Raw genomic sequence first — 25,121 nt, forward strand, 5'->3', positions numbered from 1 at the left:
ATCTCTATCGGTCAACAGTCTGCGAGCACCCGCGTCGCCCCGGGTCCAGAGGTCAGACGGACGCGTCCCAGGAGGCCGGGAGGATCACCCAGATGGCCTCGGCGGCCCGGGACGCATCCGGGTTCCGCCACGTGTGCGGCTCGCGGCCGGCGAACGTCACCGTGTCACCGGCCATCAGGCGGTGGGTCTCGGAGCTGAAGACCAGGTCGAGCCGGCCCTTGAGCACGTGGAGCACCTCGAGCTCGCAGTTGAGCGTGTAGAGCTCGTCCCCGCCGGAGCCTCCGGGCTCGATGGAGGAGCGGATCATCTGCAGGCGGGACTGGCCCCGCGGTGTCACCAGCCGCTCCGCGGCGCCGGCGCCGGTCAGGTGGATCTCGGGCGCCTCGGCGCGCCGGACCAGGTCGTTCTCGGAGACCTCGAACAGCGTGCCGACCGGAAGGGACAGCACCTCGCACAGGGTCACCAACGTGGCCACGCTCGGGGAGGTCTCGTCCCGCTCGACCCGGCTCACGAAGCCCTTGGTGACCTCAGCGGCCGCCGCGACCTGGTCGATCGTCAGGCCCTGGCGCTGCCGCGCGGCACGCAGCCGGGCGCCGATCCGGGGCCGCTCGGCACTGGGCCGCACCGGGACAGACTTCATCGAGACCCGCTCTCTCGGCCGAGGTCGCCCACCGCCGCATCCTGATACCGTTGTTGTCTCAGGGACAACATACTTGCCTGATGAAGCGCGCGCGAAAGGTGGTCCGGTGACAACGCAGGATGAGGTGCTCGAGGCGGCACGGCGTCTGGTCGACGCGTTCGGCGCGCACGACGTGGCGTCGTACTTCGACGGCTTCGCCGCCGACGCGACGTTCGTCTTCCCCAACTGCCCGGCGCCGTTGGAGTCGCGGGCGGAGTACGAGGCGACCTGGCAGGACTGGGAGCAGGACGGGTTCCGGGTGGAGGGGTGCACGTCGTCCGATCCGCGCGTGCAGCTCCTGACCGACGACGTCGCGGTCTTCACCCACCGGGTGACCACCGCGCTGGCCGGTGAGGAGGCACCTCAGCACGAGCGCGAGACGATCGTCTTCCGCAGGGACGCGGCGGGGCGCTGGCTGGGGGTCCACGAGCACCTCTCGCCCGATCCCACGGCGTGAGCGGCGCACGCGCCGTTCAGAGCACCTTGGTGCCGTACATCTCGCCCAGCGGGTCGGCCAGCAGCTCCAGCCGGGCGCCGTCGGGGTCACGGAAGTAGATGGACCTCTCGCTCTCGATCAGGTACTCCACGCCGGCCGCGTCCAGCTTGCCCCGCAGGTGGTCCCACGTCTCGGGCGTGACCGAGATGGCCAGGTGGTGCAGGCCGCCGAGCACCTCCGCGTAGGGGCCGAGGTCGAGGCCGGGCAGGTCGAAGAACGCCAGCAGGTTCCCCGCGCCGATGTCGAAGAAGAAGTGGTTGGAGCCGGCATAGTCCCGGTTCTCGAAGATTTCCGTCAGCGGGAACTCCAGGAGCCCCTGGTAGAACTCGATCGTCCGGCGCACGTCGGAGCAGATCAGTGCGAAGTGGTGCAGGCCCTGGGCGCTGGTGGCGGGACGGTCGGGACCCTCCCGGAGGAGATCCTGGCGGATCCGCTCCCGCTCGGCTGAGATCGCGTCCCGGTCGATCGACGTCACGGTGCGCGCCTCAGATCCGGAAGAAGCCGTCGAGGAACTCGTGCCCGAGGTCCCGGTCTCCGTGGACGGTGCCGGCGTTCATGCGGCCGTAGGCCGTCAGGACGAAGCTGGCCGGGTCGAAGTCGATCACCGTGGGCACGTCCGCGATGCTGTCGGCGCTGGTGGTCAGGCCGTCGGGACGCACGCAGATGCGGGTCTCCCCGGCGTTCTCCCCGGACAGGATCCGCACCCCCAGGTCCATGGGCTTGGTCTCCGGCCCCACCTTCGCGGTGGCCGACCAGAGCACGAAGCAGAGGGGCACCAGCAGGTCCGCGGCTCGGCCCTCGAGCGCGTGCGGCTTGCCGCTGCCCTCGCGGATGTCCCAGCTGTGCACGGCGTAGTCGACCAGCTGGAAGACGGGGTAGAAGAACGCCGGCAGCGGGCCCATGTACTTGTGGGGGACCGGCAGGTTCCAGTCCTCCTCGGAGAGGCCCTCCTCGATGGCGAGCATCCGGTCGAGGGCGACGCGCAGGCGTTCCAGAGCCTCCTCGCGCCCGAGGGACCGGAACGCCTGGGCGCCGCGGTCGACGTGGACCGCCATCTCGGTGAGCGGCACCAACGGGGGGCCCTCGCCCTCGCCGCGCGCCGCGTCGAAGCCCGTGAAGTAGGTCTCGGTCGTGTCGATGAGGTGTCCGAAGATGTCGCGCACCTGCCAGTGGCCGGCGCCCGTGGGAGCCTCCCAGGCCCCGGGATCCTCGGCCAGCGCGAACATGTCCGCCGACTCGCGCCGGACCGCCTCCAGCAGGTTGTCCTTGCTGTCGTAGCTCATGAAGTTCCAGGCACTCATCGCGTCCTCCCAGACCCGCCTGACCCGAGCTTGGTTGTCGTGACAACCAGATTGAAGCCGGGTGACGATGCTGTCAACAGTGGGACGGGGGGCTGCCTAGACTCGCTCCGTGCCCCTGGACGTGCGCTGGCTCGACCCCGACGAGCAGCGGGCGTGGCGGGCGTGGCTCGACGCCCACGCCCACCTGTCGGCCCGTCTCAACCGGGAGCTGCAGGCCACGTCGGGCCTGTCGCTGTCCGACTACGACGTGCTCGTGCACCTCACCGACGTGCCCGACGGGCGGCTGCGCGCCTTCGAGCTCGCCCGGGGCCTGGAGTGGGAGAAGAGCCGGGTCTCCCGGCAGGTGGCCCGGATGGCCGAGCGCGGCCTGGTGGAGCGCGCGGCGAGCCCCGAGGACGGTCGCGGCGCGTACGTGGCGATCACGGCCGCGGGACGACAGGCCATCGAGAACGCCGCGCCGGCGCACGTCGAGCTGGTCCGGCAGCTCGTGTTCGACGGGCTGACCACGGCGCAGGTGCGCACCCTGGCGACGGTGGCGCTCTCGGTCCTGAGCCGCCTGGACGACGCTACGTGAGCGGGCGCACCCAGCCGCTGGTCGGGTAGAGGTCCGCGCGCCGGTCGGCGTGGATGTCGCTGAGCCCGCCGATCCTCTTGTCGTCCGCCTGCGCAGGGTCGAGCTCGGCCAGCACGACGGCCTCCTCCTCGCTGGACCACCCGCCGGCGACCACCCAGCCGTCGGCGTCGGTCACCACGGTGCCGCCGACCCAGGCGACGCCCCGCTCGACCCCCACCCGGTCGGCGGCGACGATGGGCAGCCGGTTCACCGCCGCGTCGGCCTGGGCGCGCACGACCTCGGCGGGTCGCTCGCCCGGGGGAGCCGGTGCGGCCGGCCAGTTCACGGGCGCGGCCAGGATCTGGGCGCCGGCCAGGGCGGGGATCCGCACCCACTCGGGGAACTCGAGGTCGTAGCAGACCATCGTGCTCAGGCGCCCCACCCTCGTCTCGACGACGGGGGGAGCCTGGTCACCGGCGTCGAAGATCAGGCGCTCGCGGTCCCACAGGTGCGCCTTGCGGTAGACCGCCCGTACCCCGGACGGGTCGACGACCACCGCCGAGTTGAACAGGGAGTCGCCCGAGCGCTCGCAGAGGCCGCCGACCAGCACGACCCCGCGGTCCGCCGCAAGTCGCCGCCAGGCCTGCACCGTCGACCCGTCCACGTCCTCGGCGGACGCCCAGGCCTCGGCCCGGTCCTCGAAGGCGTACCCGCTGGACACCAGCTCGGGCAGCACCACCAGCTCCGCGCCGCGGCCGGCCGCGTCCTCGACCGCGGCCGCGACACGATCCCGGTTCGCGGCGGCATCGCCCAGCGCCGGCGCCAGCTGACAGGCCGCGACCACGATCATGGGACCTCCTCGCTCAGTGGTCCGGCGATGCTCCCACACGTCGTCGGCCGATTCCCGACCTACTGCGAAGCCGGGCGTTGGGTACCGGCCCGCATGCCTCGAGTCGAACCGCCCAGGACCAAGGACGCCCACTCCGTGCCGGTGCACTCTTGATGAGCGCCCCGAGGGACCTGACCGACCGGGTCGCGCTGGTCACCGGCGGCGGGAGCGGGCTCGGTCGCGCGATCAGCCGGGACCTGGCGCAGGCCGGTGCGCACGTGCTCGTCGGCGACGTCAACCTCGACGGAGCGAAGGCGACCGTCGCGCTGGTCGAGGAGGACGGCCGCGGCACCGCCGAGCCCGTCGCCGTCGACGTCACCGACCGCGACGCGGTCGACCGGGTGGTGGCGGACGCGTCCACGACGTACGGCGACCGCTTCGACCTGCTCGTCAACAACGCCGGCACCGACCGCGGCGACGACCTGGTCGACGTCGACGACGAGCGCTGGCACCAGGTCTTCTCCGTCAACGTGCACGGCCCGATGTACCTGAGCCGGGCGTTCGTGCGGCACCTCCAGGGTCACCACACCTCCCGCACCGGCGACATCGTGTGTGTCGTCTCGATCAGCGCGCTGACGGTGGGCGCCGGCGCCGGCGCCTACAACTCGTCCAAGGCCGCGATGCACAAGCTGGCCGAGGTCATGCAGACGGAGTCGCGCGAGCGCGACTGGCCGGCCCGGGTCAGCATCATCGACCCCGCCGCGATGAACACGCCCATGATGGACCAGTGGGGCCTCCCGGAGGAGCGGAAGATGGATCCCGCGATCGTCGCAGGGCTGGTCCGCACCGCCGTCACCCTGCCGCCCGAGGTGGTGCTCCAGAGCGCGGTCGTCACGCTGCGCAACGAGAACTTTCCGCGGTGACGCCCGGCCAGCTGCTCTCCCCGCGCCGGGCGCTCCTCAGCCTGGTGGCCGGCCTGGCCGCAGGCGGGCTGGTCGCCGTGCTCGCCACACCCCGCCTGCTGCCGCTGGTGAGCTGGACCGTCACCGTGGCGGTGCTGCTCACCTGGGTCTGGCGGATGAGCTGGCCGCAGGACGCGGCGGGGACGAAGCGACTCGCGGAGCAGGAGAGCCAGACCAGGTCGACCGACGTCTGGCTGCTCGCGGCGGCGGTCGCCAGCCTCGCGGTGGTCGTGGTCGCGCTGGTGCAGTCCAGCAGCAGCAAGAGCGGCGCCGCCGTGGCCTCGGTGATCCTGAGCGTGCTCAGCGTGACGCTCTCGTGGGCCCTGGTGAACAGCGTCTACGCGTTCAAGTACGCACGCCTGTACTACCTCGACGAGCCGGACGCCCGGGGCATCGACTTCAAGCAGGACGAGCCCCCGGCGTACAGCGACTTCGCGTACCTGGCCTTCACGGTCGGCATGTCGTTCGCCGTCTCCGAGACCGAACCGACGACGACGTCCATCAGGAGGATCGCCCTGGGCCACGCCCTGCTCTCCTACGCGTTCGGCACGGGCGTCATGGCGGTGGCGATCAACCTGGTCACCAACCTCGGTCAGTGACCGGGCGTGGTCGCGCCCCCTCGCCGCATGGCTACCACCGGCTCCGCATGCTTCGCTGTCCCGTGACGCACGGCGAGGGACGATCTAGGAGATGCGCTGATGGCCACGGTTGGTGTCTGGCGATGCACTCGCCGCTCGCACTCCGGCGAGTGAGGAGTGGATCCGTGGGTTGCGCGCCCATCGCGGCAGAGTCTGAGGCTCAACGTATGCGGCTCTGTTGAACGCCAATTGCCGTAGCGACCCTCCTCAGGCAACCTTCGTCGAGTCTCTTGATGCGGTTGAAGCAGTCCATGTAGAACTCATCGTCATAGAAGGCGAGCTTGATGACCGAAGGTTCCATCGCTCCCTCGCGAGGCGGTAGCGCGAGTCCCTCGATTGCAGCAGCTTCGCGGTTGGTCCTCGGACGATAGAGAAAGTAGTCGCGGCCCATGGAGACATGTGCGTGGCCGATGGCGTTGCGCAGAGCACTGAGATACTCAAGGTCGTCACTGTCAGCGTCCGCGAGTAGGGCACCGAATGTCGCGATGAAGGCGTCCTTGGTGGGACCAAAGTTCAACTTCTCCCACTTCTCAAACCGGAGCTGTATGAACTGTCCTGGCAATTCCGTCGGAGTGGCATGAAAAGGCGCGATGAGGTCTGGCCGCTCTGAGAATATGAGAAGGTCGGCCATCTGGCCTTGGATCCATAAGGCCTTTAAGAACAACTCGCCCGCGCGTTCGACGTTCGTATCAAACCAATAGCCAGGTGGGGTCGGCCCACACGTCATGAGTAGGATCCAACGTCGACCGAAAGCGGCTCCGCAAGCCCGGCGGCGAGAGTGACCCACTTGGCCTCGGCGCCCAAGCCGTCACCCACCCAAACGAGCCGGTACTCGTTCTGCCACTGGTCGTCGGTGCTCTTGAGGAAGTGCCCCCGGTTGCCGGACTCGCTGGTGTAGTCGACGCGCCCACACATGCTGTCTGCACCGATCTGTGGGTCGATACAAGCCTTCAGGGCGGCCACCGACGGAATTCGAAGGGCCGCCTTGTGTCCCAACCGCTCCATGATGGCCACGTCGTACACGTTGGACATGCAGAGAATCAACGAGTGCTCCGGGTACTGATTGATCTCGATCCGGCCAGGCACTCGCACGCCGTTGAAGGTGCAGTTCTCGAAGACGAGCCCAGTAACGGCTGCCCCCGGCCCGATCTTGAGAATTCGATTCTCGCTCAGGAAGTTCATGCTCGCCCCGGTGATTGACTTCTGCATGACCTCGTCTGGCGTTTTGGTTCCGTCGCGAACCGTGTCTAGGTAACGGCTCGCCGGGTAGATGGGCACGTCGCCGCCATTGATCCAGGTGTCCGCGTAAGCCTGCTCGGCCAAGTACAGGTACTTCGGCTCGCCGTCTGGCGTGGTGTTACGAGTCGCGGGGGCCGGGGTCGGACGGGCGTATGGGGGGGAGGCGCGCACGCCGAACGGTAGGGCACGAGTACCAATGGCTTCGTCGGCGAGACCACGCCTCGTCGACTGTTTCTGTTCGTTCAACGCCGAACCTCCGGCGCCAGAATACCGTCGTCGGACGCCCGTCCGCTCTTCGGCATGAGCGGCTGCATCTCCCAGAGAGCCGGGCCGCACGGTCATACGCGGTGATTGACTTCGTGACACAGCCATGACACAAGAATGTCCAGAAACGTCGAAACAGCCCCTGACCTGCGACAACACGCTGAAGTGTGTTTCTGCCTTCAAGAACCTCTCTTGAACTGGGGCTTTAACTCCCCGAGGCAGTGCAGGTCAGGGGCTGTGCCGAACCCTTGAACTAGCGGCTGCTAGATGTCGTAGTACTGACTGACTGACCCATGCTGACCTGCTCAAACGTCGATGACTTTGGAGCATTTGTACCACGTTTGTAACGAACGTGGGCCTCCCCAGCAGTCGTGGCGCATCGTCGGCCAAGCCAAGAAGGTCGAGAGTTCGGCGGCTGTCGGCCCGGTAGGGATCGGGGCGGGCCGCTCATCGGCGAGCGAACTGGCGCTGTGCCTCGCGGCGAGGTCGTGGAAGCCGACGGGACGCAGTTGCACGCTTCCGCTGTTCGCCCGCGGGGTCAATGCACGCGGCTTGAGCGTGAACCCACACCTTGCCCATGTTGGGCGGTGGCGCCGAGTGCGAAGCCGTCCTTGCCGCACTTCCTTCATCTGATTCTCAAGCATTCGACCAAGTCGCTGGCGTTCATCCATTCCTCCGTCATTGTCGACGGCACGGGGCTGCCAGTGCCTCATCGGCGGCACGTCGTCCTTCGTCGATGATCCGGGGGATGTCGGTGCGTGACCATTTCGACAGCTGCCGCAGCTGTGGCTTGATGATCAGGGTCTCGGTGGCGGGCGGGGTGGCGGCTCCGGGCGCCGCTGTGGGTCGCCTCGAGGCAACTGTCCGCTTGCGGCCACCGTACAGCTGTACGGCGATCACGATGTCTGCGCCCAGGCTCCGGGCCGGTCTGATGGGTAGGTTGTCGGTCAGGACGCCGTCGACGAGGAGGTGACCGTCCCAGGCGACCGGTGGGAAGAGTCCGGGGACGGCGATGCTTGCCCGCAGGGCGAGGTCGAGCGGGCCGTGGGTGAGCACGATGGATGCGCGGGTGCGGAGGTCGGTGGCGACAGCCGCAAACTGGCGTGGCAGGTCCTCGATCCTCGGCTCGTGGCCCAGCAGGGCAACGGAGGTCGAGAGCACGGAGCTGTCCAGCAATGCCACGCGGGGTGCGAGGGTGAACTGACCGAAGGTGGCCCAGGTGGCCGTGCGGACCTTCTCCTCGATGAGGTCCAGGGGCAGGCCGGCCGCGAATGCGGCGCCGACGAGGGCTCCGGCGCTCGTCCCTGTGATGATCTCGGGTTGGATGTCGTGGTCGGCGAGGGCATGCAGGACACCGATGTGGGCAGCGCCGAGTGCGGCCCCGCCCCCGAGGGCGAGACCGATTCGCGGGCTGGAGGACATGCAGCGGCTCCGTGCTGGTCGGGCACTTCTCAGTGGGAGGGTGCGCGCTGGGGGCGGCTCGGGCTGAGTGCGTCGAGCAGTAGCCCGAGATAGCGGCGGCGTGTTGGTCGGTCGAGGCTCGTGCCTGCGAAGGCGGTGGCGACCAGGGCGATCAACACGGGGAGGTCTTCGGGCGTGATGTCCGGGCGGATGTTGCCCGCTTCTTGGCTGGCGCGCAGGATCGGCGCCATCGTCTCCATTCGGTGGCGAAGCAGGTCCCGGGTCGTCTCGGTGATGTCGCTCATGGCGGCGATAAGGCCGGGCTGGTGCGCCACCACGTCGCTGATCCGTTCGGCGACGTCGAGGAGCGCCTCCCGTGATACGCCGTGGCGCCCGAAGGTCGCGAGTGCGGGCTCGATTTCAGTGGCGAACACGTGCGCGTACACCGCGGAGGCCAGGGACTCTCGGTCCGGGAAGTGCCGATAGAGCGTCGCGACCCCGACGCCGGCATCCCGGGCGACGTGGCGGAGTGGCCCCCTGCCGTCGCCGGTGGCGAAGAGGCGGCGTGCCGCCTCCACTATCCGCGCGACGTTCGACACGGCGTCCGAACGCATGGACGCCAACTTCGGTGTGGGCACACGCAACCCTTCCTCGCTGCCATCGACGCTCCATCTGAGATCATACTCTCACTTGTGCTCGCGGACTGGTTGCCCGATGGGTCATTTTGCCGTTTGGGCAGTCGTCTGCCACTCTTGGTGTGTGACACGACCCGGACTGCGTGAGATGAAGCGTGAGGCGACCGCGCAGGCGCTCGCCGAGGCTGCGTTCGACCTGGCGAAGGCGCATGGTCTGGACGGTTTCGTGATCGACGACGTCACTGAGCGCGCGGGGTACTCGCGCCGCACGTTCGCCAACCACTACTCCTGCAAGGAGGCGGCGGTCGCTGCGGTGGCGTACTCCGGCATCGATGCGGCGGTGAGTGCCCTGGAGGATGTCTCGGGTGACGTCCCGCTGCTCGACGCGATCCACGGCGTGCTGCGGCTGCAGCTGACCACGGAGACCCTTTCGCGGATGCGGGAGGTCATCCGGCTCTCGCGGGAGTTCCCGTCCCTCGAACCGTATGTCCACCACGTCCAGCACCGGATGCGGCTGGAGGCTGAGCAGCGGCTGCGCTCGGTGGCGGCCGATCGGTACCCGCCGACCTACGTCTCGCTGCTCTTCGGCGCGCTCTACGGCATGGTCTCGGCGGCCCTCGAGGGGTTGGTCGACGTCCGCCTCCCCGGGGACACGTCGTCGAGCCCCGGGTCGATGGAGTTCGACCAGTTCCTCGACGTCGCCTTCAAGCACCTCCGTACCGGCTTCTGACCCGCGCACCCGTCACCTTCTGAGGAGAACCGCATGTCCACGTTCCTGTACCGCCTCGGCCGCGGGGCCTACGGCAGGCCCTGGCCGTTCATCGTCGGTTGGGTGTTGGTGCTCGCCGCGGTGGTCGCCGCGTTGCTGGTCAACGGGGTCAAGGTCACCTCGGAGATGAAGATCGACAACACCGACGCCCAGCAGGTCCTGGACCGGGTCATCGAGGAGCTTCCGGAGGCCTCGGGCGGTCAGGCCAGCGTGGTCTTCACCGTGCCCGACGGCCAGCGGTTGGACACCCCGGAGCGGATGGCCGCCATCGCGGGAACCGTGCAGGAGGTCTACGGCCTGGAGCAGGTCGTCAACCCGGCCGACCTGATCGCCGCCCAGGGGCAGTTGGGTGCTCCCGGCCCGGATCAGCCCACCGCCGAGCCAGGGGCCCCGGGTGCGGATGCCCCGCAGGCGCCTACCCAGCCGGGTGCGGAGCCGCCGCCGTACCAGCCGCTGGTGGTCGACGGCACCCCGGTCCCGGGTGTGCTGGTCTCCACCCAGGCGCCGGTGGCGCTGTTCCAATTCCAGTTCACCGTGCCCTCGACGTCACTGACCGACGAGGAGGTCTCCGCGGTACTCAAGGTGGTCGAGAACGCCGGCAGGGGCACCGGCCTGCGGGTGCTGCCCAGCGAGTCGCTGAAGGCCATCGAGGTCCCGGTCGGCCCGACGGAGGTCGTCGGTCTCGCGATCGCCGCGGTGGTGCTGGTGTTGACCCTCGGGTCGCTGGTCGCCGCGGGACTGCCGTTGGTCACCGCGCTGGTGGGCGTCGGGATCGGCGTCGGTACGGCGTTCGCGTTGTCGACGTCGATGGAGATAAATGAGGCCACCCCGGTCCTGGCGTTGATGGTCGGCCTGGCCGTGGGGATCGACTACGCGCTGTTCGTGGTCAACCGGCAGCGGCGGCTGATCATCGACCGTGGTCTGGAGGCCCGGGAGGCCGCCGGCCGGGCGGTGGGGACCGCGGGCAGCGCCGTATTCTTCGCCGGCCTGACCGTGCTCGTGGCGTTGGTCGCGCTCACGGTCATCGGGATCTCCCTGCTCACCACGATGGCGCTGGTGGCGGCGTGCACGGTGCTGCTGGCGGTCCTGATTGCGCTGACCCTGCTTCCGGCCCTGCTCGGACTCATCGGTGAGCGGATCGTCTCGGCCAAGGCCCGCCAGAAGGGACACACCAGGCGCGAGGAGGAGGCCCACAGCGTCGCCGACCACTGGGCCAAGGCCGTGGTGCGGTTCCGTTGGCCGGTGGTTCTCGGCGTCGTCGCCGTCCTCGGGCTGGGTGCGGTCCCGGCGGCGAACATGGACCTGGGCCTGCCGACCGGGGCGACCGCCAACACCGACACTGCCGCCCGGCAGAGCTACGAGGCCATCACCCGGGGCTTCGGCGAGGGCTTCAACGGCCCGCTGCTGGTGACCGTGGAGTCCGCGAAGGGCGCTGCCGTCGACTCGCAGACCCTCGGCGCGGTCACCCAGATGCTGCAGCAGCGCGACGACGTCGTGGCCGCGGTGCCGGTCGGCACCAGCAAGGACGGCGCCATGGCCGTTCTCAGCGTTATCCCGACCTCCGGACCTGACGACGACGCCACCGCCGACCTGGTGCAGGCGCTCCGAGCTCCGAGCTCCTCCATCGCGCAGGAGTACGGCGTCGTGGTGGGTGTCACCGGATTTACTGCGATCGGCATCGACATGTCCGACCGGCTCGCCGAGGTCGTGCCGGTCTACCTGGCCGTCATCGTGGGCCTGTCGCTGCTGATCCTGCTGGTGGTCTTCCGGTCCATCGTCGTGCCCATCCAGGCGACCGTCGGGTTCTTGCTCAGCATCCTGGCCACTTTCGGGGTGACCACCGCGGTGTTCTCCTGGGGCTGGGTCGGGTGGCTGGTGGGCATCGACACCGGCGGGCCGTTGATGAGCTTCATCCCGGTCATCGTCACCGGCATCCTGTACGGCCTGGCGATGGACTACCAGGTGTTCCTGGTCTCCTCGATGCGCGAGTCCTACGTGCACGGCTACCACGGCCCGGCGAGCGTGGTGCACGGCTTCGACCAGGCCAGCCGGGTGGTCGTCGCGGCCGCGGTGATCATGGTGTCGGTCTTCGCCGGCTTCATCTTCACCCACGACGTGATGATCAAGCAGATGGGCTTCGCGCTCGCGATCGGCATCCTCATCGACGCGTTCCTGGTGCGGATCACCCTGACCCCGGCGCTGATGGCACTGTTCGGCGACAAGGCCTGGTGGCTACCGCGGTGGCTGGACCGGATCCTGCCCGACCTCGACGTCGAGGGCGACCGACTTCTCCAGATGCTCGCCCGGCGTCAGGACAGCGAGGAGACGCCGCGTCCCGACGCGGTGGGGACGCGGTAGGCCGTCACCCGCGGCGTGGCGCGGCGCCTTGTGGCCGACGCCTGGCTGGGGTGCGGGTGCGGTTCCTTCGGCGGCCCGGGCGGAGATCCCGTCCGAGTCCGGTGACTTGTCTCGCGACTGTTTTCGCTGTGCGTGCCGAGTCGGCGCGGCCGGAGCCGGCAGAAGGCAGGTCAGGGAACGAGGAGGGCGTGGGTCGCGGTGACCAGGTCGGCCACCACGTCGAGTTCGTTCTCGTCGCGCGGCGCGTAGAGCATGACGATGGTGTCCGGGATCAGACCGAGGCGGGCGATCGGATGCGGCTCTGCCCAGCCGGCTTCGATCGCCTCGACCATCAGATCGCGCGGCAGCGCGGCGTGCAGGCTGAGGTCCGGCGTCGGATGCAGGTGCGCGAATTCGCTGCCGACCAGGAACATCGGCGATCGTGGACCCGGCTGCCGCAGGGTCAGCGCCCGCGCGCCCGGCACGGAGATCGCGCTGGGCGCTCCACTACGCCAGGGAGGGCGAACAGCCTGGCCGCCAGCTGCTCCCGGATGCTCGGGTCGGCGGGTTGCTGGTCGAGCTGGGTGTGGGGATTGGACGTGGTGGTGCGCGGGCGTGGTCCCGGCCGCGTCGGCAGGGGCGTGGCGAGGGTCATTCGAACAGGCCGTCCAACAGCGGGTCGGTGAGGGTCAGCCCGAGATCCGCGGTGGTGGCGAAGAACGCGAACAGCATCAGCGCCGCACCGGCCAGAGCGAGGTCCTTGAGGAACTGCGTCTGCTCCATCTGCTTGCTCTGCGGATCGGTGACACTCCAAAAGCCGTGCATCAAGACCGCGGTCGGAACCAGAAAGAGCACCAGCAGGAGTGCGCCGAGGTCTGCCCAGACCCCCAGCAGCACCATCAGCGCACCCGCCAAGATCAGCACACCGGTGCCGAGGACCGAAGCGCGGGCCAATGGCACCCCCTTGCTCTGGGCGTATCCGGCCATCATCTGAGTCTGGGTGAGGTGACCCACCCCGCTCGCCACGAACAGCACGCCGAACAACAGCCGCCCCACCAGCACCAGCCACTCCATCACGACACCCCTTCACCGCATTACCAAGAGTAGTTACTATGCATAACCTATACCTGTGTCGGTGCTGGTGCAATCCTGTGATGGTGGTGAGGGAAGAGTTGGATGCCGGGCACTGCCCGAGGTTCCAGGAGTCGATCGAGTTCCTGGGGCGTCGCTGGACGGCCTCGATCCTGCGGCCGATGTTCGACGGTCCGGTCCGCTTCAGCGACCTGCTCGACGCGGTCCCGCACCTGTCCTCGCGTCTGCTCAGCCAGCGGCTCGAGGAACTGTGCCGGGCCGGCGTGATCACCCACCGGCTCAAGGACGCCTGCCCGCGCTATGAGCTGACCGACATGGGGCGCGACCTCGAGCACGTCTTCCTCGCCATCGACCGCTGGAACCGCCGCTGGACCGACACCGAGCCCGGGAAGTCGCCAGCCTGACGCAATCGTCTCGGCCGGGCGGCGGAGACGCGGCCCCGGGCTCCGATCTGTTGACGCCGGGCGCACGTTACCCGCGTGACGGGCGTCGTCGGAGGCCTCGAGGTGCCCGGGACGGCTTGAAGCCGTCGAAGCCCTCCGCCCGTGCCGGTGTCTGGTGCTGCAAGAACTCCTCGACCTGGCGCAGGCCGCGGGCGACTTCTCGGTCGATCCGACGTTGCTCGCGTCGCCGCAGCCAGTCACGATCCCATTCCTGCCAGACGCGGTAACCGCCGTACCCGAGGCACCAACAGCTTCCGAACGCGACCAGACCGCCGTAGAGGAACCACATCGCGTACCAGGCCGCGTCGGCGAGCAGGTCCGCCAGCGCCTGCCAGGCGTAACCCGAATACATCGGCCACCTCCATCGGACGCTGACAGTCCACTGAGTGACGTCCGACACGCCCAGACTACATGCCGTCATGCACGTATGTAACCCATTGGCATGCACAAGTTGAGGTCGGCCCAGGGCCCATGCTGAGCCGGGTGGGGACAAGGCCGGACGGGGGCGTGGACGGAGGGCAGGCGGGCGAAGTGCGAGAACGCACACCGCCGCGAGAAGCGACGCCCCCGATCGGGACACGAGCAGAGCGTCGGTGTCACAGTGCCGAGAGCTGGCTACCTCGTGCGGGCGTCGTGGTGCCGTGCCCAGCGCTCGGCCAGGTCGGCGATCCCCTCCCGGGCAAGGGCGAAGCAGTCGCGGGTCTCCTCGAACCTGGCCCGGCCAGGGCTGCCGGGCTCCAGGAGGGCGACGGCCGCGTCCAGCGATGTCAGGTAGTGGTCCAACTGCGGAAGCCGCGCCGTGATCATCGTGCCCCAGACATCTCCGTCGACGAGCCGGTACAAGTCCCCGCGGGCCGAGGGCCGGCGCTCCTTGATAATCAGCCCGTTATGGATGAGGTAGCGGACTGCGCCGGAGATCGCGGCAGGTGAGACCTGAAGTGCGGCGGCGAGCTCGGCGGCGGTGCAGTGGTCACGGTCCTCGGCCAGGAGAAAGGCGAACACCCGGGCCGGCATCCGCGGGACGCCGTTGTCCTCGAGGGCGCGGCCGAGGCGTTCGACGGCCTGCTGGACATCACCCACGGGACAAGGCTAGTTCGGCACGTTCACGATGTCATGAATCCGGCCGAGGTGGATCGTGGACCAGGACGAGCGCCCCGACCTCGCATAGGCGGCCGTCAGGTGTCCAGGGGTCCCACCAGGCAGCGCTGCAGGGTGAGACCGAGCGTCCTCCTGAGGCGGGTGGGGGCCGATGCGCCCAGCGTCTCCAGTCCGATCACGTGCCGCGCGAAAACGAGGCCTGAGATCTGGGACAACGCGAGCTCGGCGCGAAGGTCGGCATCGGAGACGTCAAGCCCTGACGCGATGGGTTTGAGGATCTCCTCGGTGACCGCCACTCGGAGGAGTGTCGCGGCTTCGCGATCGTGGCTGGCAGACCGCAGCAGCCCGATCACCGTGTCCCGGTTGTGCTGGTCGGCGAGCACCTCGAAGGTAACCGTAGCCAGGCGCTCGCCCACGGCGGTGCGCTCGCCGTCGAGAACGCGCGACACGACCCGAGGCGGGTCGATCGGCAGCCGCATCACCTGGTTGAACAGATCGCGCTTTGATCCGAAGAAGTAGGCGATCAAGGCAGGATCCACGCCTGCTTGCTGGGCGATGGACCTCATGGTGGCGCCGCCGTAGCCCCGCGCGGCGAACTGGTGCAGCGCTGCTGCAGCGATGGCCGCCCGAGTGGTGCTCTGGCCCGGCCGCCGTCCGGTACGCCCCGACGCACTACCACGATGGTCGGCCTCGGCCACGGTGTCGTCACGCAGCCGGGGTCCCGGGTGCGCGTCCACGGGCTGGCTGGAGGGCGGCTCAACGATCGCTCGCTGCACGCTTCCTCCTCGCCGGCGCCGGGTCGGCTCTGGTGCAGGCAGACCTTCGGCGTGGTAATCCTCCACCCAGGCCCTACGCTGCCAATTCTACGTGAGCAGCCCCGTAACGACATGTCCGCTGACGCTGACGCACCCGGCTCGTCCAGATGGGCGGCCCAACTCCGGCTGCTGCGACATGTCTTGAGACGTTCTGTCGCCCACGGTCGGCTAACTCGGTAGGCGGGGCGTTGTCCACGCCGGGTGCGCGGCCGGGGCCCTGCAGTCTGGCGGGACCCATGCGGGGCACGCCAGTGGTGGTCTGGGCTGACCGATTGAAGTGGCTCGGTGCGCTCGGCACGCGAGCGAGCAGGGTGCTGCGTGTCCGGCGCTGGCTCACCGGAGGTTTGGTCCGGTCTTCTCGTCCAGGTTTCGTACGTGTCGGGCGACGCGGTGGAGTGTGCGCTGGAGCCGGTCGAAGTAGCCGGGGAGCTCTTCGAGCACGGCGGTGCTCCGGTTGAGCCGGTCGAGGCTCTCGGGAAGCGGGGCGGTGGTGCCCGCGAGGCTGCGTAGGGGCTTCTCCACCTGGTTGAGTGGTTCGACGAGACCTTGGTCGAGGGCGGCGAGGCGACCGTCGAGCCGACGGAGCGAGGTCTGGAGGCCCTGGAGCTGGTCGGACAGGCGGGCGATCTTGGGGGCGGCCTCGCCCAGTGGCTTGGTGGTGCGTTGCAAGGTTTCGAGGTCGCCCAGGAGTTGGTCGACCTGGCCGGCCAGGGTTGCGATGTGCGGGGCAACTTCGGACAGGTCCTTGGTCGCAGCCGCCACGGGGGGAGTGATGTTCTCGACGTTGCGGTCGATCCGCTCGACCTGGTCCAGGGTGTCCGGGGCGCGGTCGACCACCTCGAGAGCCTCGGGCATCTCGGTGGCAGCCCGGGCGAGGCCGGGGAGGTGCGGCAGCAGCAGTGCCACTCCGATGGTCACGACGAGCAGGGTGAGCGCGAGCAGCGCCGCCAACGCGCGCATTGCCCACAGCGGGAGAGCGTTTGCAAGCATGTCGAGGAACCATCCTTCGGGTCGGGGGCGAGGGGTTGGAGGACTCGTGGCGGCCTTCAGCGGTGCTTCTGACCGGGCGGGGTCAGCGGGGGCGAAGGCCGTCGAGGAGCGTCGTGATCACGGCGCTCCCGATGCGCTCCTCGTCCAGGGGCTGGTCGGTGACCAGGTAGGACAGGGCGCTGATGGTGACCGCGCCGAACAGGGCCATGGCGACCGACCCAGGGTCCGGGACCTGCCGCAGCGAGCCGTCGGCCACCCCCTCGGCGAGCAGGGCCTGGACTGGTTGGTAGTAGGCCGCGTGGATCACGGCCGCGATCTCCGGGATGCGGCCGGCCCGGCCCAGTTCGCCCACGAGGGCGCGGCAGACGGCCGGTTGCTCGGCCATCACCCGCAGCTGGGCCCGGATCACCTCGCCGAGCCGAACTGCTCCTGGCCGGTCGGACTGCACCGCGATCGCTACCTCGTCCGAGACGCGGTTCAGGACGTCGCGGAACAGGAAGGCGAGGATCTCCTCCTTGCCCGCGAAGTAGTAGTACAGCGTCGCCTTGGGGATCCCCGTCGCGGCGGCGATGTCGTCGATCTTGGTCTGGTCGACACCGTGCTCGGCGAACAGCTCGGCGGCGGCGCCCAGCTTGGCGGCGGTCTGACTGGGGACGGTACGCATTGCAACTCCTGTCCGACGGGTCCAGACTCAGAGTCTAAACAGGCAGTCCGGAAGCAGTGCGGTGAGGGGAGAGCCATGACCCACGCAGCAGTCCCGGAAAGCAACCTCTACGACCCGTTCGACACCGGCGTGCAAGACGATCCCTACCCCGTCTACGAGAGTTTGCGGGCCGCCCACCCGGTGTACTGGGCGCCGCCCAGCAACACCTGGGTGCTCAGCCGCCACGCCGATGTGGAGGCGGCACCGCTGGACCCGGGAACCTACTCCTCAGCCTCGGGGATCTTTCCCACACCGGCCGGCATGGAGATGACTGAGCTGTTCCTGCCGATGATCATGACCGACCCGCCCCGCCATTCGCAGTTGCGCGCGCTGGTCAGCAGAGGTTTCACCGCGCGGCGAATCGCCAGCGTGGAGCCAGCGGTCATGGCGATCGCCACCGAGCTGGTGGAAGGATTCGTCCAGGCAGGCGCCTGCGACCTGGTCGCGGAGCTGGCCGGCCCGTTGCCGGCGATGGTGATCGCCGACCTGCTCGGCATACCCCGGGAGGACCTGGCGCAGTTCCGGCAGTGGTCAAGCCTGCTCGTCCAGGCAGACCCGGTGCGGGATCAAACCGGCGCCGGCCTTGCCGCCGCGGCCTCCTTGTACGAGTACTTCAGCGGGTTCCTCGCCCAACGACGCAAGGAGCCGCGCAACGATCTCATCTCCGCGCTGGTGGGAGCCGAGGTAGACGGGCAGCGGCTGACCGAGGAGGAGCTGCTCGGGTTCTGCTTGCTGTTGCTGGTCGCCGGGCACGAGACGACCACCAACCTGCTCGCCAACAGCATGGTCATCCTGGCCCGGCACCCCGCTGCCCGCGAGCGCCTCGCGCGCCACCCCGAGCTTCACCCGGGGGCCGTCGAGGAGCTCCTCCGCTTCGACTCCCCAGTGCAGGGCCTCTCGCGAACCCTCACCCGCGACGTGACCATCCACGGCATCACGATGCCCGCCGGGGACACCGTCCTGCTGCTGTTCGGATCGGCGAACCGCGACGAGCGCGTCTTCCCGGCCGCGGATCGATTCGACATCGACCGGGGACCAGAGCGCCACCTCGCGTTCGGGCGAGGCATCCACTTCTGCCTGGGCGCAGCCCTGACTCGCCTCGAGGCACGGGCCGCCCTCGAGGTCCTGCTCCGAACCTGCCCGGACTGGGAGGTCGACGAAGACCGGTCCGGGCGGCTGAGGTACGGTCCGATCCGCGGATACCTGGCACTCCCGATGCACTGGCTCCCGCACCGCTGACCGCGGCCCCGTCCGCATCGCCTCAGGGGTGGATCAACCGTCGAGGGGCAGGCGCGCCACCTCGCGCCAGGTCGGCACGGCAGCCCAGGCAAGCGGTAGGGGGAGCCGACACGGTGGGCGCCGTCCGGACGTGGCCGGAACCCTGGGTCCACGGATGGGCTGCGAGGAGTCGAGGGCCAACCGCGCAAGGCCTCGCGTTTCGTGGCCTGGCTGCGGACGTCGAGACGGGGGGGGGGGCGACCAGGGCGGTTGGGCGATCTGCCGCGGCGCCGATGGCTCGGGAGGCTTGGTGCGACGCCGAACAAGCCGTCGTGTGCGGCGGGTTGTCCGCAGTGAGGCACGGATGGAGACCCAGTCGGCTGCGCATCCTCGGGGTTGAGGGGCCACCGGCCGCCAGGGCGAGCGGTCCTGGGTAGCGGCGTCGGGGTGTTCTCGCTGGTGGCAGGGGGTTCTGGGGACGCGGTCCGTCTTCGTCGTCGCTCAGGTGTGTGTCTGGGTCGACCGAGGTCTCGAGTGCGGCGGCGAGGTCCCGCCCGGGTGTGTCCCCGGGTCCGTCGCAGCGGGTCTCGCGGAGGAAGAGCAGGATGACGAACCCGAGGGAGCGCAAACGGTACGGCGGCGAGGAACGTGGTCTGCAGTGCCTCGGCGAACCCGGCGGTCACTGCGAGGTGGATGGGGTCGGGCAGCGCGGCGATCTGTTCGGGGCTGCCCTGGGTGGCTGACCCGGCGGGCATCTGGTCGGCGGTCACCCCGGCTGCCCGCAACTGGGCAGGGATGGTGTCGCGGAGCCGGTGGGTAAGCAGGGCACCGAAGACCGCGACTCCCATCGCGCCCCCGAGGGAGCGGAAGAAGGTCGCCCCGGAGGTGGCCACGCCGAGGTCGGCGTGGGGTACCGCATTTTGTGTCGCCAGCACGAGAACCTGCATCACCATGCCGATGCCGGCGCCGGTGACGAGCATGAACACGCCGGCCAGCCAGAGGGAGGTGTCCACCGACAGCCGGCTCATCAGCGTCAATCCAACGGCCGCTATCAGCAGGCCGACGACTGGGAAGATCTTGTAGCGGCCGGTGCGGGTGATCAGCCGCCCTGACCCGATCGATGTGATCAGTAGGCCAACCATCAGCGGGAGGGCCAGCAGACCGGAGGCAGTGGGTGACTCGCCCTTAACGATCTGAAGGTACTGCGGAAGGAAGATGATCGCGCCGAACATGGCGACCCCGACCGCGAAGCCGGCCAGGCTGGTGATGACACTGCCTACCTCGAACCGGGGTGGTGGGTGTGGTCGACTCGCCCTTCACTATCGCCCGGCACTGCCGTGCCTTTTCCGTATGCCTAAGCCCGGATCCACCGACGCGACGTGACGAGCGGGGTTGTCGACGTTGACGTTGGCAGCTCGGTGAGGGGGCGTGGCGGAGTGCCTGGCCTTTCTGCCAGGGGCGTTCCGGTTCTCAGGTCACGCCGTCGCTGACGGCTGGGTGTTCAGGACGCGAGCTCGAGTGGTGGGTCGCTGACGCGGGTGATCAGCTGGGTCCAGGCGGTCTGCCAGGGCCAGTTCTGGGGTAGGTGCAGGGTCACCCGCCGTGCTGAGGTCGCCACCCGGGCGGGAACGGCGAGGAGCTTGCGACGCAGGGTCGCAGTCGTCGCCCTTGCCAGGTCTGGTGCTGCGAGTGTGCCGGCGGCTCGGGTGAGGTTGAACGCGATGACCGCGAGCACCAGCCAGGCGGCGTTGGCGGTGAACACCCCCGACGGCAGGTGCGCGAGCGCGGAGTTCTTCAGGTCGGCGTGGACCTGTTCGATGACCGCGTGACCGCGAAGGGTGGCATCGGCGGCGACGGTGTCGAGCAGGTCGGCGTCGGCGGTGGTGAAGAACGCGTGGAATCGCCACAGGTCGAACAGGGTGTCCTGGCCGGCGGCCTTGTGCGCCTCGGCGTTGAAGTCCGGGATCCGGCGCACGATCAGCCGGCCGGGGACCTGTTCGGCCTTCTTCTGTCCGGCGAAGGCGGTGAAGTCGATCTCGGCGACCTCCGCCCGGGAGATCCAACGGCCGGTGCTCTCCTCGAAGACGGCGTCGGTGTACTCGATCGCGATCCAGGCGTCCTGGTCGATGGCGGCGATCGCAGCCTTGATCTGGGGGTTCATCCGGACCGTGACCGACACCGCGGCGGCTCCAGCCAGGGCGGCGTGCACCGGGCCGCGGCCGTAGAACGCGGAGTCCATCCGCACCAGGATCGACGCCTTCGGGCCCAGCAGCCGACAGGCGGTCTTGACCGCGTCGCCGACCAGGCGTTTCGCGCCCCGCGCTGAGTTGGTCGATCCCTTGCGGAGCCGCTGGGCCACGATCACCGGGGCGGCCGTCGTGGTGGTCAGCGTGGCCAACAGCGCATTCAAGCCACGGACCCGGTTGTAGCCGAAACCGGCTCCCTGCTTGGCGTGCCCATGAACCTCCACCACGGTGTCGTCAACGTCGACCAACGCATACCGACCGGGCTCGCCCTCCGGGCGCGAGGTGGCCGAGTCGAACAGCCCGGTCAGCTTCGCCAGCGCGAGAAGGAGCCTCGAGGCGACGGCGTCGAGTTGGCGGATATGACCGAAGGTGAAGGCCCGCAGGAACGACCCCAACGTCGAGGGTGCGTAGATCCAGGCGAACAACCGGCCCATCCCACCGTGCCGCAACAGCGCCATGTCGTCGATCGAGTCCGCGCCCGCGACCATGCCGGCGACCAGCGAAGCTACCTTCAACCCAGCATTCGCGCCCTTGTCGGTCGGCACCGTCAGGTGCTCATCGGCGAGCTCACGCAACCCTGCGGACTCGGCCAGCGCGAGCAGCGGAACCAGACCCACGGACGACACCAGATTCGGATCGTCGAACACCGCCGAGGTCGCGCGGAGGCTATGAGAGAGTTGCACTCGACGGATGCCCTTCGTGCCGGTGGATCTGGAGTCCTAGACAAACCCCAATCTCCCAGCCCGCAAGGGCATCCTCGCGTTACGGCTCGCTCAAGCCCGCCGACAGACCCAGATCATCGGTGGATCCGGGCTAAGAGCCGCATGCCCGGGGAGGATGTGATGCGCCGCTCGTGCCAGGGTGTTGGGGCGACAGTTGGGTAATGGATGCGATACATGCAGGTGGGGGCCTGCGGCCCACGGTCGGCGACTCTCTTGCGGGGAGTTCAGGACGTGCGTGACGTTCACGTTGCCGACGTGGCGCGGCGGCGGAGCACGTCGAGCGCCTTGTCCGCGTGAACGTCCATCCGGAGCTCGCTGTGGATGACAGCCGCGATGTGTCGGTCAGGGGCAACAACGAAAGTCGAGCGGCGCAAGGGCAGAAGTCGGGTGCGCGACCGGGTCCGGGCCACCCCGTAGTCTCGGCAGACTTCACCCGAGACATCAGCCAGGACTGGGTAACCGAGATGGTTGGCCTCATCGAAGCGGCGCTGCCGATCCACGGCATCTGGGCTGATGCCCACGACTCTGGCTCCCCACCTGGCGAACTCCGCGGCCAGGTCCCGGAAGTGGCAGCTCTGTGCGGTGCAGCCGGGGCTCATGGCCGCCGGATAGAAGAACACCACGACGGAACCCTGGGTGAGGAGCTCGGACAGTCGGACGAGGTCACCGGCCTGGTCGCGCAGCTCAAACTCCGGCGCTATCGCGCCGACCGGAAGCAGTCCGGTTCCGGCCATTTCGTCCCTCCGTGGCCTTGGCTCTAGCGCCACAGGCCACTTACCAATAGTAAGTGATTCGGTGCGGGACACAAGGTCTTCCCTCGCCTCGCCGGATCGATACCGGTCGCCAGATGCCTGGTGGACGCGGCAGCGGCGTAAGAGCAGGCGACCTGCCACATGCGCACCCCTCGGGTATCCCCGATCCGAGCCGGCGTGGAGGATCGGGTCGTTCTTGCCGCGATCACCGGTCCGCGGACAATACCTGGGCACGCTCGAGGCGACTGGCGCCGGCGCGACTGAACGCCCGCTGGCGCTGGACTCGCCACGGCTCTCGCGCCCGACGGAGCTAATCGTCCACGGAAGGGGCGCCACATCGGCCGAAGTGGTCGACGCCGACGGTGACGAACACGGCAGTCGACGTCGCCACCGACCGACCGTCCGACGCGGTCAGGCTGGCAGCGACGAACAGCTTCCGTCCCTCACGGCTGGTCACGCTCCCCTCCAGCCGGTACGTCGTGCCGATCAGCACCGGGGCGAGGTAGTCAACCGTCAGCCGGCGGGTGACCGCGGGTGTGCCGACCAGGTAGAGCAGGAACCCGTAGAGATCATCGATGACGGTCGCGACGGCGCCGCCGTGCACGATTCCGGGTGCGCCCACGTGGCGCCCGTCAAAGGAGTGCGAGGCGACCACACTGTCGCCGTGACGACGGGCCTGCAGGCGATGGCCGTGAGGGTTGTCCGGGCCGCAGCCCAGGCAGTGGTTGTGGTGGGCCGGCAGGTCGGCGCCGTCCGGATGGGGCCGGAACTTCTGCTCCCACGTTGCCAGCAGAGCTTCCGCGTCAGTCACGGGGACTTCCCGTCAGGCGCCGGGCCCAGGCGGCCAGGACCTCTGCTTGGCGCTGGTCTGGATGAGGGGTCAGCAGTCCGCTGACGCCGCGCCCGAGGAGGAGGTCCAGGGTCAGGCGGATCTCGATCGGATCGACGGTGACATAGGTTCGGCAGATCTCGGCGAGCTCGGCATTGACCCGGTCCTCGGCGGGAACCAACTCCGTCCGCAACGTGGGATGTGAGCGTGCGGCAACCCAGAGCTCCAGAGTGGCGGCGTACAGCGGACCCGAGAGTGCCTCCGCCAGCAGCCCCAATGCCGCTTCCGGATTGTCCCGTGACGACGGGCCCTCGCGCTCGGCACCTGACGACGCCAGCCGAGACATCTGGTCCCGCACCTGACGCAGGCGCTTCTGCGCCAAGTGCTCGACGGCCGCGACCACCAACTGGTCTCGGGTCCCGAAGTGGTGCAGCTGCGCACCACGCGAAAGGCCGGCTCGCTCCGCCACCGCGGCGCTCGTGGTGCCCGCGTAGCCGAGCTCGGCCAGGCAGGTCACCGTGGCGTCAAGCAGGGCCCGGCGCGTAATGGCCGAACGTTCCTCTTGTCGTCTCGCTTGCACAGGCACAGTAAGGAGAGTACATCCGTGCACGAATGTATGTACGGTAGGCACGAAGACTGGCTGAGCGTTGCCCCGGACCGACCGAGCGTGGGCCCGCAGTGGAAGGGCCTCGTGACACCCGGTTTCGCTTGACAGCGCGCAGACGCCGGCTCTGGCGAGGAAGGCTCAACGTGGAGGTTGCATGTGGCGGCACGACGAGCACCGCGCCAACATCACCCGCCACTACCAGACGCTGCGCGATGAAGAGCCGACCCTCGGTGCTGCCCGCCGGCTACGTCGGGATGTTCCTGGTGGCGATCTTCCCGCCGATCTGGCCACGCGTAACAGGTGTTCGGGTACTGGCTCACCCCGGCGGCGACGTCAGCCCCGCCAACATCCCCCCTCGCAAGCGGGCCAAGGTTCTTGCCCGGTGCCCGGTGTCGGCGGTCGACGAAGCGACCGTCGCCGAGGTGGTCGACGACCCGCACCCGGTGTCGTGGAGGAGGAGGTGCTCGCCGCTCGCTGCCCCAGTCGCGGCAACATCGACGAGGTCGCGGCCGGGGACGAGCTTCGAGGGGTCCCCGCGGGCATTGCATGGGTCGACATTCCCGAGGATGTACGAAGCCCGCGCGCACGAGTGCATTGTCGTCGGCGACGACGGTACTGTCACCGTGCTCGACGAGCGGTCGGCAACCGAGCACCGCACCGAGCTGGAGGTGTCGGTGGGCTCCGCCCCCCGCATCGGCGCTCCCCCTGCTGCGCTGAAAGCTCCATAGAGCCGTGGGAACCGCCAACGCCCCGAGGTGCCAACCGTCGCCACGCACCGTGCCAGCGCTCGTCGCCGGTAGCCTGTGGACGCTCGTCCTCGCCGCGGTCATGACGCTGTGCCCGCCCGGCTGGCGCTCACCTGAGCTCACCAACCGGCTACTGAGCCTGTGGAGTCGGGGCTGGCTGATCGCGACCGGCGCCAGGGTCGTTGTCGAGGGCGCCCAGCACCTCCACAGAGTGGGCGCCTGCGTCGTCGTCTCCAACCACCAGTCGAACCTGGACCCGATCGTGCTCACCTCGACTTTCCGCGGGCGCATCCGCATTCTCACCAAACGAGAGCTCTTCGGGGTGCCGCTGCTAGGTTCGGCACTGCGTGCGGGGGGCATGGTCGAGGTGAACCGCGACGCTCCAGATCGGGTAACCATTGCCGCCGGCGCGGCGCATGCACTCGACCAAGGCATGCCGCTCCTTGTGTTCCCCGAAGGCACCACCTCCAGAACCAGCGATCTGTTGCCGTTCAAGCCCGGTGCCTTCCAGATCGCGGTCAGGCACGGCGTTCCCATCCTTCCGGTGCTGGTGACCGACAGCCGCGAGGTGTGGCCCGCCAAGCGCTTGAGGGTCAGAGCAGGGACGGTGCGGGTGGTGGTGACGGCGCCGGTGGCAACGGAGGGCTTGACCGAGCGTCACGTGGTCGATGTGAGCGCGAAGGTTCGCGGGCGGCTCGAAGATGCCCTGCGTGTCCGCAACCCCCCTGGGCGGAACAGCTAGCGATCGCGGCGAGCT

At 69.0% G+C, this 25,121-nt stretch carries 29 protein-coding genes and 1 pseudogene; 10 read left to right on the forward strand and 20 right to left on the reverse strand.

Annotation, left to right across the window (positions count from 1 at the left end; genetic code table 11):
- Nucleotides 1-52: 52 nt before the first annotated feature.
- Nucleotides 53-640: a helix-turn-helix domain-containing protein gene (locus ABD086_RS14865; protein WP_343908349.1), complete on the reverse strand. Its 588-nt coding sequence runs from the start codon at nucleotides 638-640 to the stop codon at nucleotides 53-55.
- A 106-nt stretch (nucleotides 641-746) separates the two neighbouring features.
- Between ABD086_RS14865 and ABD086_RS14870 the strand changes: the two genes are divergently transcribed.
- Nucleotides 747-1,136: a YybH family protein gene (locus ABD086_RS14870; RefSeq protein ID WP_343908350.1), complete on the forward strand. Its 390-nt coding sequence runs from the start codon at nucleotides 747-749 to the stop codon at nucleotides 1,134-1,136.
- A 16-nt stretch (nucleotides 1,137-1,152) separates the two neighbouring features.
- On the opposite strand, the gene ABD086_RS14875 is transcribed toward ABD086_RS14870, so the two are convergent.
- Complete coding sequence (locus tag ABD086_RS14875; RefSeq protein WP_343908351.1) at nucleotides 1,153-1,650, reverse strand: VOC family protein; 498 nt, start codon at nucleotides 1,648-1,650, stop codon at nucleotides 1,153-1,155.
- 10 nt (nucleotides 1,651-1,660) lie between these two features.
- On the reverse strand, nucleotides 1,661-2,476 hold the full coding sequence (locus tag ABD086_RS14880; RefSeq protein WP_343908352.1) for a maleylpyruvate isomerase N-terminal domain-containing protein: 816 nt from the start codon (nucleotides 2,474-2,476) through the stop codon (nucleotides 1,661-1,663).
- Nucleotides 2,477-2,585: 109 nt separating this feature from the next.
- Between ABD086_RS14880 and ABD086_RS14885 the strand changes: the two genes are divergently transcribed.
- Nucleotides 2,586-3,050 (forward strand): MarR family winged helix-turn-helix transcriptional regulator, encoded by a 465-nt coding sequence (locus tag ABD086_RS14885; RefSeq protein ID WP_343908353.1) that lies wholly within the window; start codon nucleotides 2,586-2,588, stop codon nucleotides 3,048-3,050.
- Here ABD086_RS14885 and ABD086_RS14890 read toward each other — a convergent pair.
- On the reverse strand, nucleotides 3,043-3,879 hold the full coding sequence (locus ABD086_RS14890) for a nitrilase-related carbon-nitrogen hydrolase (protein WP_343908354.1): 837 nt from the start codon (nucleotides 3,877-3,879) through the stop codon (nucleotides 3,043-3,045). The genes ABD086_RS14885 and ABD086_RS14890 overlap by 8 nt on opposite strands.
- A 152-nt stretch (nucleotides 3,880-4,031) precedes the next feature.
- Here ABD086_RS14890 and ABD086_RS14895 point away from each other — a divergent pair, with 152 nt between their 5' ends.
- Together ABD086_RS14895 and ABD086_RS14900 are read left to right on the forward strand one after the other, a co-directional pair.
- Nucleotides 4,032-4,781, forward strand: coding sequence for an SDR family oxidoreductase (locus tag ABD086_RS14895; RefSeq protein ID WP_343908355.1), 750 nt, complete (start codon nucleotides 4,032-4,034; stop codon nucleotides 4,779-4,781).
- Nucleotides 4,778-5,419, forward strand: a complete 642-nt coding sequence (locus ABD086_RS14900; RefSeq protein WP_343908356.1) for a DUF1345 domain-containing protein — start codon at nucleotides 4,778-4,780, stop codon at nucleotides 5,417-5,419. Before ABD086_RS14895 ends, ABD086_RS14900 begins: the two co-directional genes overlap by 4 nt.
- Before the next feature lie 199 nt (nucleotides 5,420-5,618).
- On the opposite strand, the gene ABD086_RS14905 is transcribed toward ABD086_RS14900, so the two are convergent.
- The 4 genes from ABD086_RS14905 to ABD086_RS14920 form a co-directional block, all read right to left on the reverse strand.
- Entirely contained in the window at nucleotides 5,619-6,185 is a 567-nt protein-coding gene (locus ABD086_RS14905) for a hypothetical protein (RefSeq protein WP_343908357.1), read from the reverse strand.
- Nucleotides 6,182-6,943, reverse strand: a complete 762-nt coding sequence (locus ABD086_RS14910; RefSeq protein ID WP_343908358.1) for a hypothetical protein — start codon at nucleotides 6,941-6,943, stop codon at nucleotides 6,182-6,184. Before ABD086_RS14910 ends, ABD086_RS14905 begins: the two co-directional genes overlap by 4 nt.
- 696 nt (nucleotides 6,944-7,639) lie before the next feature.
- Nucleotides 7,640-8,383 (reverse strand): patatin-like phospholipase family protein, encoded by a 744-nt coding sequence (locus tag ABD086_RS14915; protein WP_343908359.1) that lies wholly within the window; start codon nucleotides 8,381-8,383, stop codon nucleotides 7,640-7,642.
- A gap of 29 nt (nucleotides 8,384-8,412) precedes the next feature.
- Entirely contained in the window at nucleotides 8,413-8,976 is a 564-nt protein-coding gene (locus ABD086_RS14920; RefSeq protein ID WP_343908360.1) for a TetR/AcrR family transcriptional regulator, read from the reverse strand.
- A gap of 145 nt (nucleotides 8,977-9,121) precedes the next feature.
- On the opposite strand from ABD086_RS14920, the gene ABD086_RS14925 reads away from it, so the two are divergent.
- Both ABD086_RS14925 and ABD086_RS14930 read left to right on the forward strand, forming a co-directional pair.
- Entirely contained in the window at nucleotides 9,122-9,727 is a 606-nt protein-coding gene (locus ABD086_RS14925; RefSeq protein WP_343908361.1) for a TetR/AcrR family transcriptional regulator, read from the forward strand.
- 33 nt (nucleotides 9,728-9,760) lie between these two features.
- Nucleotides 9,761-12,124: an MMPL family transporter gene (locus tag ABD086_RS14930; protein WP_343908362.1), complete on the forward strand. Its 2,364-nt coding sequence runs from the start codon at nucleotides 9,761-9,763 to the stop codon at nucleotides 12,122-12,124.
- 170 nt (nucleotides 12,125-12,294) lie between these two features.
- On the opposite strand, the gene ABD086_RS14935 is transcribed toward ABD086_RS14930, so the two are convergent.
- Together ABD086_RS14935 and ABD086_RS14940 are read right to left on the reverse strand one after the other, a co-directional pair.
- A complete protein-coding gene (locus ABD086_RS14935; RefSeq protein WP_343908363.1) occupies nucleotides 12,295-12,537 on the reverse strand; it encodes a luciferase domain-containing protein in 243 nt (80 codons plus the stop codon).
- 217 nt (nucleotides 12,538-12,754) lie between these two features.
- Nucleotides 12,755-13,177, reverse strand: coding sequence for a DoxX family protein (locus ABD086_RS14940; protein WP_343908364.1), 423 nt, complete (start codon nucleotides 13,175-13,177; stop codon nucleotides 12,755-12,757).
- A gap of 86 nt (nucleotides 13,178-13,263) precedes the next feature.
- Here ABD086_RS14940 and ABD086_RS14945 point away from each other — a divergent pair, with 86 nt between their 5' ends.
- On the forward strand, nucleotides 13,264-13,599 hold the full coding sequence (locus ABD086_RS14945; protein WP_343908365.1) for a winged helix-turn-helix transcriptional regulator: 336 nt from the start codon (nucleotides 13,264-13,266) through the stop codon (nucleotides 13,597-13,599).
- Nucleotides 13,600-13,666: 67 nt separating this feature from the next.
- Here ABD086_RS14945 and ABD086_RS14950 read toward each other — a convergent pair whose 3' ends face one another.
- The 5 genes from ABD086_RS14950 to ABD086_RS14970 form a co-directional block, all read right to left on the reverse strand.
- Complete coding sequence (locus tag ABD086_RS14950) at nucleotides 13,667-13,990, reverse strand: hypothetical protein (RefSeq protein WP_343908366.1); 324 nt, start codon at nucleotides 13,988-13,990, stop codon at nucleotides 13,667-13,669.
- Between the two features lie 263 nt (nucleotides 13,991-14,253).
- A complete protein-coding gene (locus tag ABD086_RS14955; protein ID WP_343908367.1) occupies nucleotides 14,254-14,718 on the reverse strand; it encodes a GbsR/MarR family transcriptional regulator in 465 nt (154 codons plus the stop codon).
- A 95-nt stretch (nucleotides 14,719-14,813) separates the two neighbouring features.
- On the reverse strand, nucleotides 14,814-15,512 hold the full coding sequence (locus tag ABD086_RS14960) for a TetR/AcrR family transcriptional regulator (RefSeq protein WP_343908368.1): 699 nt from the start codon (nucleotides 15,510-15,512) through the stop codon (nucleotides 14,814-14,816).
- A 372-nt stretch (nucleotides 15,513-15,884) separates the two neighbouring features.
- Nucleotides 15,885-16,511: a hypothetical protein gene (locus ABD086_RS14965; RefSeq protein ID WP_343908369.1), complete on the reverse strand. Its 627-nt coding sequence runs from the start codon at nucleotides 16,509-16,511 to the stop codon at nucleotides 15,885-15,887.
- Nucleotides 16,512-16,623: 112 nt separating this feature from the next.
- Nucleotides 16,624-17,205 carry a TetR/AcrR family transcriptional regulator gene (locus ABD086_RS14970; protein WP_343908370.1) on the reverse strand — a complete coding sequence of 194 codons (582 nt, stop codon included), beginning with the start codon at nucleotides 17,203-17,205 and terminating at the stop codon, nucleotides 16,624-16,626.
- Nucleotides 17,206-17,334: 129 nt separating this feature from the next.
- Here ABD086_RS14970 and ABD086_RS14975 point away from each other — a divergent pair, with 129 nt between their 5' ends.
- Nucleotides 17,335-18,483: a cytochrome P450 gene (locus ABD086_RS14975; RefSeq protein ID WP_343908371.1), complete on the forward strand. Its 1,149-nt coding sequence runs from the start codon at nucleotides 17,335-17,337 to the stop codon at nucleotides 18,481-18,483.
- Nucleotides 18,484-19,364: 881 nt separating this feature from the next.
- Here the strand turns inward: ABD086_RS14975 and ABD086_RS14980 are convergent.
- The 5 genes and pseudogenes from ABD086_RS14980 to ABD086_RS15000 form a co-directional block, all read right to left on the reverse strand.
- Nucleotides 19,365-19,694, reverse strand: a pseudogene (locus ABD086_RS14980) (MFS transporter); the annotation flags it as partial.
- A 269-nt stretch (nucleotides 19,695-19,963) separates the two neighbouring features.
- Nucleotides 19,964-21,391 carry an IS1380 family transposase gene (locus ABD086_RS14985; protein ID WP_343908372.1) on the reverse strand — a complete coding sequence of 476 codons (1,428 nt, stop codon included), beginning with the start codon at nucleotides 21,389-21,391 and terminating at the stop codon, nucleotides 19,964-19,966.
- 281 nt (nucleotides 21,392-21,672) lie between these two features.
- Entirely contained in the window at nucleotides 21,673-22,164 is a 492-nt protein-coding gene (locus tag ABD086_RS14990; RefSeq protein WP_343908373.1) for a peroxiredoxin, read from the reverse strand.
- A 328-nt stretch (nucleotides 22,165-22,492) separates the two neighbouring features.
- Complete coding sequence (locus tag ABD086_RS14995; protein ID WP_343908374.1) at nucleotides 22,493-22,993, reverse strand: PaaI family thioesterase; 501 nt, start codon at nucleotides 22,991-22,993, stop codon at nucleotides 22,493-22,495.
- Nucleotides 22,986-23,597: a TetR/AcrR family transcriptional regulator gene (locus tag ABD086_RS15000; protein WP_343908375.1), complete on the reverse strand. Its 612-nt coding sequence runs from the start codon at nucleotides 23,595-23,597 to the stop codon at nucleotides 22,986-22,988. The genes ABD086_RS14995 and ABD086_RS15000 overlap by 8 nt, the downstream gene beginning before the upstream one ends.
- A gap of 233 nt (nucleotides 23,598-23,830) precedes the next feature.
- Here ABD086_RS15000 and ABD086_RS15005 point away from each other — a divergent pair, with 233 nt between their 5' ends.
- Both ABD086_RS15005 and ABD086_RS15010 read left to right on the forward strand, forming a co-directional pair.
- Complete coding sequence (locus ABD086_RS15005) at nucleotides 23,831-24,346, forward strand: hypothetical protein (protein ID WP_343908376.1); 516 nt, start codon at nucleotides 23,831-23,833, stop codon at nucleotides 24,344-24,346.
- Nucleotides 24,347-24,395: 49 nt separating this feature from the next.
- On the forward strand, nucleotides 24,396-25,106 hold the full coding sequence (locus ABD086_RS15010; protein ID WP_343908377.1) for a lysophospholipid acyltransferase family protein: 711 nt from the start codon (nucleotides 24,396-24,398) through the stop codon (nucleotides 25,104-25,106).
- Nucleotides 25,107-25,121: the final 15 nt, after the last annotated feature.

Origin of the sequence: Nocardioides aquiterrae (genome assembly GCF_039526625.1) — a bacterium.
Taxonomy (GTDB): Bacteria; Actinomycetota; Actinomycetes; order Propionibacteriales; family Nocardioidaceae; genus Nocardioides; species Nocardioides aquiterrae.